We start from the raw sequence: 6062 nt of genomic DNA, 5'->3' as shown, positions 1-6062 counted from the left end.
GCACCCCCGCCACCCCGGCCGCCGCCGTCAGCACCCTCACGTCCACCACCGCGACGAGCCCCGCCCCCAAGGCCAGGGCCACCGCGTTCGGCGCCGTCATCAGGGAGCCCGCCGTCGCCGCCGTACGTCCCAGCACCGCGTCCGGCGTCTCCCGCTGCACCGCCGTCATCGCCGCGATCAGCACGCACGGCAGGCCGAACCCGATCGCCGCGCTCGCCCCCAGCGCCACCGCGTCCGGCGACACCGTCCGCGCCCCGACCCCCAGCGCGAACAGTGCGACCCCGCCCGCCGCGAACAGCCGCTCGGACAGTCGGCGCAGCAGCGGGCCGGCCAGCAGCCCCACCGCCACCGAACCCGCGCCCTGCACCGCGTACAGCACGCCCGTGTACGCCGGGGCCCGGCCGAGCACCTCGTCGACGTACGCGAAGGTCACGGCCCCGTTCACCCCCGCCAGGAACATCGTCGCCGCCCCCGCCGCCACCAGCGGGCGCAGCACGGCCGAGGCGCGGATCCGCCGCAGCCCGGCGGCGAGTTCACCGCGCCAGGAACCCGCCGGGGCCGGGGGCGAGTCCGCGGTCGCGGGCGTCTCCCGTACGGGCAGCCTCGCGAAGACCAGGGCGGCCAGCGCGCACGTCCCCGCCGCCAGCAGCGCCACGGCCGCGCCTCCGAACCGGACGTACAGCCCCGCGCCCGCGAGCGGGGCGACCAGCTTCATGCCCTCGTTGGCCGTCATCCGCAGCCCGTTGAAATCCGCCAGCAGCGAGGCGGGCACGGTCCCCGCGACGAGCGCCGACTCCGCCGCGTCGAGCGCGACGCCGCTCGCCCCGTGGAGCACCAGCACCGCGAAGAGCAGCCAGACGGTGCGGTCCGAGTCCACCAGCACCAGCGGGACCAGCAAGCAGGCCATCACCAGATTGCCCCTGACCAGCAGCACCCTTCGGTCCATCCGGTCCGCGAGCGCGCCGAGCACCGGCCCGGCCAGCACCGGGGCCCACATCGCGAACACCGTCAGCGCCGCCAGACTGTTCGACCCGCTCAGCGACTTGACCCAGATGCCCGCCGTGAGCCACATCGCCGACGTACCGAAACCGGAGACGACCACCCCCGCCAGACAGCGCCCCGCCGTCCGGTCCCGCAGGACCCTCACCACCGCCGAACCGCCGCCCATGCCAACGCCGTCCTCTCCGCTCCACGCTCCGCATCCGCGCTGCGTGCGGCTCATGGTGGGGAGTAAGGCCGTCCGGCGGCATCGGGCGGATTCCCTAGGCGTCCTCGGTGCGGTGCGCCTCCGCGCGCTCCACGAAGATCCGGTGCAGATCGCGCCTCACCTGGGGCGAGCCGCCCGCCCGGGTCGCGGAGAAGATCGCCCGGATCCGGTCCCTCGCCGCCGAGCAGGGCCGTACCGTACGGTTCGGCATTCGGCACGTTGGCGCCCCGGGACCGTCCGGGGCGCCAAGCGAGGTAAGGGTGCCTAAGTCGGAGGTTCCGGGGATCCGTTCAGCTCTCCAGCGCCGCCTTCATCGTCTTCTGGGCGATCGGTGCGGCCAGCCCGTTGCCACTGACCTCGGAGCGCGCCGAGCCGGAATCCTCGACGATCACCGCGACCGCGACCTCCTTGCCGCTGCTGTCGTCCTTCGCGTACGAGGTGAACCATGCGTACGGGGTGTTGCTGTTGTCCACGCCGTTCTGCGCGGTGCCCGTCTTCCCGCCGACCTCGGCCCCGGCGATCCGGGCGTTGGTCCCGGTGCCCTCCTCGACCACGGTCACCATCGCACTGCGGAGCTGCTCGGCGGTCTCCTCCTCCACCACGCGCTTCGTGTCGCCGTCCTCGGTCTCCTCCAGCACCGAGCCGTCCCCGTCGGTCACCGACGAGACCATGTGCGGGGCCGCCAGCTCGCCGCCGTTGGCCAGCGCCGAGGTGACCATCGCCATCTGGAGCGGGGTCGCGGTGACCTCGAACTGGCCGATGCCCGTCAGCGCCGTCTGCGCCTTGTCCATGCCGGTCGGATACACGCTCTTCGCCGCCCGCACCGGGACGTCCAGCTCCTCGGTGTCGAACCCGAACGCGTCCGCCATCTCCTTCACCTTGTCCTGGCCGAGGTCGGCCGCCGCCTTCGCGAAGACGTTGTTGCAGGAGTACTGGAGCGCGGTGCGCAGGGTCGCGTTCTCGCAGGGGGCTGACGCGTTCTCGTTGCGCAGGACCGTGCGGGTGCCGGGCAGGGTGTACGGGTCGGGGCTCTCGGTGCGCTCGTCGACCGAGCCGTAGAGCCCGTTCTCCAGCGCGGCCGCCGCGACCACCAGCTTGAACGTGGAACCCGGCGCCAGCGGCTGCCGCAGCGCCCGGTTGACCAGCGGCTTGTCCGGATCGTCCAGCAGCTTCTGCCAGGTGTCGCCGTCCGTCGTCCCGCTGATCTTCGACGGGTCGTACGAGGGCGTCGAGACCATGCCGAGGATCCGGCCGGTCTTCGGGTCGATCGCCACCGCCGCGCCCTTGTCGTCGCCGAGCGCCTCGTACGCCGCCTTCTGGACGCCCGGGTCGATGGTGGTGAGGACGTTGCCGGGCTTGGCCTGCCCGCCGGTGATCAGGTCCTTCGGGTTCTTCAGCCGGTCGTCCGTGCCGTCCAGGACGTCGCTGTGGATGCCTTCGAGCTGGGTCGCCCCGTACGCCTGCGAGCTGTAGCCGGTGACGGCCGCGTACAGCTCGCCCTGGGTGTACGTGCGCTTGTACCGGAGGTCGCCACCACTGGTCCCCTTCGATCCGGTGACCGGCGATCCGGCCACGATGATGTCCCCGAGCGGCTGCGCGTACTGCGCGATGGTGTTCCGCCGGTTGTGCTCGTCGTCTGCGAGCGCCTTGGCCTCGTAGCCCTGCACCCAGGTCGCCCGCACCAGCAGGGCGAGCACCATGAGCAGGCAGAAGACCGAAGCGCTCCTGATTGTCTTGTTCATCCCGCTGGAGGGACGAGCGGGCCCGCTCCGGCCGTTCCCGATCGTGCCGCTTCTCACCGTTTTCTCACCCGGCTGTGACGCTCAGCCCGGGGTGATGAAACCGGACTCGTACGCCGCGATGACCGCCTGGGTCCGGTCCCGGGCGCCGGTCTTCGCGAGGACCGCCGCCACATGCGTCTTCGCCGTCGCAGGGCCCACCGAGAGCCGGCCCGCGATCTCCGCGTTGGTCAGCCCCGCCGCCATCAGCCGCAGCACGTCCGCCTCCCGGTCGGTCAGCCGCGCCACCCACGCCGGGGCCCTGGCCGGCTGCCGCGCCGCGTGCTCGGCGGCCAGCGTGCGCACCGCCGCCGGATAGAGGAGCGAGTCGCCGCACGCCACCAGGCGCACCGCCTGCACCAGCTCCTCCGCCGCCGCCCGCTTCAGCAGGAACCCGGCCGCCCCGGCGTGCAGGGCGTCGTACACGTACGCGTCGTTCTCGAAGGTCGTCACGACGACGATCCTCGGCGGGTCCTCCAGCGTGGCGAGGATCTGCTCCGTGGCCCGGATACCGTCGATCTCCGGCATCCGTACGTCCATCAGCACCACGTCGGGCCGCAGCTCCCGCACCACGGAGACGGCCTCCGCGCCGGTGGTGGCCTCCCCGACGACCTCGATGCCCTCCTCGGCGTCCAGGATCACGCGCAGTGCCGTACGCACCATCCGCTCGTCGTCCGCGAGCACCACCCGCACCGGAGCCCCGCTCATCGCCGCCCCTCCGCCCGGTCGGCCGTACCCGTCGCTTCCACCGCCGTCAGCGGCAACCGGGCGGTGAGCCGCCAGACTCCGTCGTACGGTCCTGCCTCGGCCCGGCCGCCCAGCAGGTCGGCCCGCTCCGCGACGCCGCGCAGCCCGCGACCGCCCCCGGGGCGTGCCACGGCCGGCCGCTCGCCCAGCGGATTCTCCATCACGATCATCAGCTCCCTCTCCCGTTCCCGTACCGCGATCAGCAGCCGCACCGGGGAGGCCGCGCCCCCGCCGTGCCGCAGAGCGTTGCTCAGCCCCTCCTGGACGATCCGGTACGCCTCCCGCGCGACCACCGGGGCCACCACGCCCGGGTCCTCCGGATCGCCCTCCCGCTCGTACGCCACCGGCACCCCGCAGTGCGCCAGCAGCCCGCCGAGCGCGTCGAGGCCCGGACCGTACGCCGTGCCCTCCTCGCCCGGCTCCCCCTCCTGCCGCAGCAGCCCCAGCACCGAGTCCAGCTCGCCGACCGTGCGCCGCGTCGTCTCCTCGATGGCGGTCAGCGCCTCGCGGACGAACTCCGGGTCCCGGTCCAGGACCCGGCGCGCCGCTCCCGCCTGAAGGGTCACCGCGCTCAGCGCGTGCCCCACCGAGTCGTGCAGCTCCCGGGCGAGCCGGTTGCGCACCGCCAGATCCGCCGCGCGGCGCTCGGCTGCGGCCAGCCGGTCCTCGGGCGTCGGCCCCAGCAGCACCGGCGCCCGCCGGGCCAGGACCGCCCCGGCCACGGCGGCGGCCAGCGCCAGCGCCAGCAGCATCGCGAGCCCCGCGAACGGCGCGAGGGCCAGGGCCCACGGCTCCCGCAGCGCCTCGGGTCCGTCCAGCAGCCAGGTCTCGCGCAGTCCGGCGAAGAACGGCAGGGCGATCACCGCGACCGCGAACGGCGGCAGCGCCAGCGTGGCCCCGCTGACGATCCCGCCGAGCGCCAGATGCAGGGTGTACCAGCCGGCGGTACGCACCCGGGCCTGCCGGGTCCGGGCGGGCCCGTCGGCCAGCAGGGCCGACGGGACCCCGCACAGGGCGCGGGCGGCGGCCACGGACAGCGGCCGGACGAGGGCGAAGAAGCCGGTGACCGCAGCCATCGGCAGGGCGAGGCCGAAGGCGATCAACTGCGCGGGCAGGGAGGAGAAGACCGGTTCCCCGCCGCCGGTCATACCGACCAGGACCGTGCCGACCAGGAAGTACGGCATCAGCAGCGCGCCCCCGATGATCAGGTGCAGCCAGCGCAGCCGGGCCCGCCGCCCGAACAGCGCGGCGAGCGGCCTCACGACCCCCGGCTCTCGTCGAGCTCGCCGCGTGCGGACAGCGCGGAAGCCGCCGCGCGCTCCGCGAAGAAGTACGCGCCCAGCGTCACGACAAGCGCCCCGGCCAGCATCTGGACAGCGTAGGTCACCATGGTCGCCGCCGTCGGCCGGTCCGCCGCCTCGTCCGCGCCCATCAGTCCGGCGAGGTTCAACCACCCGCCCCAGCAGGCCATCTGAGCCGAACCGCACCACGCCAGGACCAGCGGCGGCCGCAGGGAGAGGCCGCCGGTGCGCCGGAAGGCGAGCAGCAGCACCCCGACGGCGGTGACCACGACGAAGAGCAGGCTGACCGCTTCGAGGACGTAGAAGTCGCTGGTGCGGTCCGCCGCCCGGGCCGGCTCCAGCCCGGCGGTCGAACCGGTCGCCCACAGCAGGTGGATGACGCCCGGGACCAGGGTCGCCGACGCGGCGGCGACGGCGGTCGCGCGCAGGGCCGGCGCGGTCGGAGTCTCCGGCAGATCCCGCAGCCGCCCCCGCCACAGATGACCCCAGCGCTCCCCGGCGTACAGGGCGAAGAGGGTGCCGAGGGCGAGACCCTGGACGATGAAGCCGCCGTAGACGACGCCGAACACCCACGGGTCGAGGAACTGCTCCGAACTCCCCTCGCCGACCGGCCGCCCGCCGCCACCGCCGAGGAGCCGGACGACCAGCTGGGCCGGGAAGGCCGTCATGATCGGCAGCAGCAGACCGCTCGCCACCCACATCGGCAGCACCAGCAGCCAGGCGGGCAATCGCAGTCCCCAGGGCCGGGTGAGCAGCAGCGCGAGGACGACGACGCCACCGTCCATCAGCACGGTGGCCCCGTTGGCGACGGCCAGCGCGGTGCCGCCGTCCAGCAGCGGACTTCCGTCGGGGATCCCGAGCCGACTGCCCGCCACCCAGGCCGTCTTGAGACCGACGTACGGCAGGCAGGAGGCGATGGCGACCACCCGCAGTACGGACCGCGCGCGGCCGATACGGTACGGGGGTTCCTCGGGCGGTGCGCCGGTGCCGGTGCGTGCGCCGGTGTCGATGAGCCGGTTCGCTGTCATG

The 6062-nt window shown here is 74.0% G+C and carries 6 protein-coding genes; all 6 read right to left on the bottom strand.

The features are described from left to right. Window positions 1-1168 (bottom strand): MFS transporter (locus D3105_RS13870; RefSeq protein ID WP_118903534.1); only part of this gene is annotated, 1168 nt, incomplete at its 3' end. A 94-nt stretch (window positions 1169-1262) separates the two neighbouring features. After that, window positions 1263-1418 (bottom strand): hypothetical protein, encoded by a 156-nt coding sequence (locus D3105_RS34930; protein WP_206272735.1) that lies wholly within the window; start codon window positions 1416-1418, stop codon window positions 1263-1265. Between the two features lie 79 nt (window positions 1419-1497). Further along, entirely contained in the window at window positions 1498-2949 is a 1452-nt protein-coding gene (locus D3105_RS13860; RefSeq protein ID WP_118903533.1) for a peptidoglycan D,D-transpeptidase FtsI family protein, read from the bottom strand. Window positions 2950-3030: 81 nt separating this feature from the next. Further along, window positions 3031-3693, bottom strand: coding sequence for a response regulator transcription factor (locus tag D3105_RS13855; RefSeq protein ID WP_032784404.1), 663 nt, complete (start codon window positions 3691-3693; stop codon window positions 3031-3033). Then, window positions 3690-4994, bottom strand: a complete 1305-nt coding sequence (locus tag D3105_RS13850; protein WP_118903532.1) for a sensor histidine kinase — start codon at window positions 4992-4994, stop codon at window positions 3690-3692. The genes D3105_RS13855 and D3105_RS13850 overlap by 4 nt, the downstream gene beginning before the upstream one ends. Further along, on the bottom strand, window positions 4991-6061 hold the full coding sequence (locus D3105_RS13845) for a hypothetical protein (protein ID WP_240646899.1): 1071 nt from the start codon (window positions 6059-6061) through the stop codon (window positions 4991-4993). Before D3105_RS13845 ends, D3105_RS13850 begins: the two co-directional genes overlap by 4 nt. Between the last annotated feature and the right edge of the window lies 1 nt (window position 6062).

The organism is Streptomyces globisporus, from assembly GCF_003501885.1.
GTDB lineage: Bacteria > Actinomycetota > Actinomycetes > Streptomycetales > Streptomycetaceae > Streptomyces > Streptomyces globisporus_D.
This window is presented reverse-complemented; position numbering and strand designations above follow the sequence as displayed.

What these genes read in the sequence shown, in the direction of transcription:
- D3105_RS34930 (WP_206272735.1), bottom strand. Translation starts at nt 1,418, where the DNA reads ATGCCGAACCGTACGGTACGGCCCTGCTCGGCGGCGAGGGACCGGATC.
- D3105_RS13860 (WP_118903533.1), bottom strand. Translation starts at nt 2,949, where the DNA reads ATGAACAAGACAATCAGGAGCGCTTCGGTCTTCTGCCTGCTCATGGTG.
- D3105_RS13855 (WP_032784404.1), bottom strand. Translation starts at nt 3,693, where the DNA reads ATGAGCGGGGCTCCGGTGCGGGTGGTGCTCGCGGACGACGAGCGGATG.
- D3105_RS13845 (WP_240646899.1), bottom strand. Translation starts at nt 6,061, where the DNA reads ATGACAGCGAACCGGCTCATCGACACCGGCGCACGCACCGGCACCGGC.